At 56.9% G+C, this 1,310-nt stretch carries 1 protein-coding gene; it reads right to left on the bottom strand.

The genetic code is table 11. From position 1 onward, the window contains the following. Positions 1-1,187: Xaa-Pro peptidase family protein (locus NP945_RS31795; RefSeq protein ID WP_256748513.1), on the bottom strand; the 1,187-nt coding region annotated here is incomplete at its 3' end. Positions 1,188-1,310: the final 123 nt, after the last annotated feature.

Raw genomic sequence — 1,310 nt, forward strand, 5'->3', positions numbered from 1 at the left:
ATCAAAGTCTCATCAAACGGGCATCTCGTGAGATTTTCAACTCCGCTCTCGGTCACGAGCACCTGCTCTTCCAGTTTCACGCCTTCCCGCCCACCGACGGCACCGATATAAGCCTCGACGCACAAGGTCATTCCGGGCTCGAGAACATAGTCGAATGCTCCCGGGATGAAGTCTTCAGGATAAAGAATCGCGGGATATTCGTCGCATAGACCGATGCCATGCATCATGACGCCATATCGCTGCTTGACGAACTCCGCGGGAAGCTTGTGGCTGCGCTGCGTGAGCTCGGTGAAAGAGACGCCCGGCTTTAGCATGGCCATATTTGCGGCCACGTGCTCGTATGCGATGGCGTGCAGCCTTCGCTGTTCGTCGGTGGGACAGCCATCACCGCAGTGCCAAGTGCGGGAGAAGTCGGCACACATGCCGTACGGGCCCACCATATCGGTGTCGAAGGCGACGAGGTCTCCTGAGACAATGCGACGGGGGCCGGCCTCCTGCATCCAGGGGTTCGTGCGCGGGCCGGAAGTTAAAATGCGCGTTTCGATCCACTCGCCACCACGTGCGATGTTTTCGGCATGAAGAACCGACCAAAGTTCCGTTTCGGCTATGCCGGGCTGCAAACGTTCTCGCATTTTGGCAACGGCAATCTCGCAGGTCGCGAGAGAGCAGCGCATGGCGTTGATCTCGTCGATTCCCTTAATGGCCCTGGCGTGCTCCATGAGCTGCATGCCGTTGCAAACCTCGATGCCAACTGCATCTAGCGCACGAAGGCCGGGGATTTCGATCTTGTCGACGGCAAGACGACGGTTTTTGCCACCAGAGCGGCGCAACAGTTCGTCAATTTGTCCGGCAAAGTCCCTGGCGATTGCTTCCTCTTCATCGCCGGCAACAAAATAGTAGAAGCCGGCGCCGCCATCCCGGATTTCATTAATGAGCGGCAGGTAGTTTGACAGGTGGCCGCAACGATGGAAATCCCAGAGAACGACATAGCCGTCGGCCGATACGAACACAGCTCGTGACGGATTGTGCATGATCCATATGTGCATGTTCGAGGAATCTGAAGCGTATCGTATGTTCAGCGGATCGAAGCAGAGCACGCCCGCATAGTCTCTTTGGCGGAGTTGCAGAACAATCCGATCAAGACGGGTCTTGCGCATACGATCTAGGTTGGGCGTGGTCAGGCCCAAGGCTGCCCACTCCGCAAAGGCGACGTCCGTCGGCCCAATTTCAACCCGATCATCGTCATCTATGCTCCCGTCCGGTTTAAGTGCCTTTGCCACTCGCGTTGGATCAATTTTGGGGTTCACGAT

The organism is Mesorhizobium sp. LMG17149, from assembly GCF_024518695.1.
In the GTDB taxonomy this organism is placed as follows: Bacteria; Pseudomonadota; Alphaproteobacteria; order Rhizobiales; family Rhizobiaceae; genus Mesorhizobium.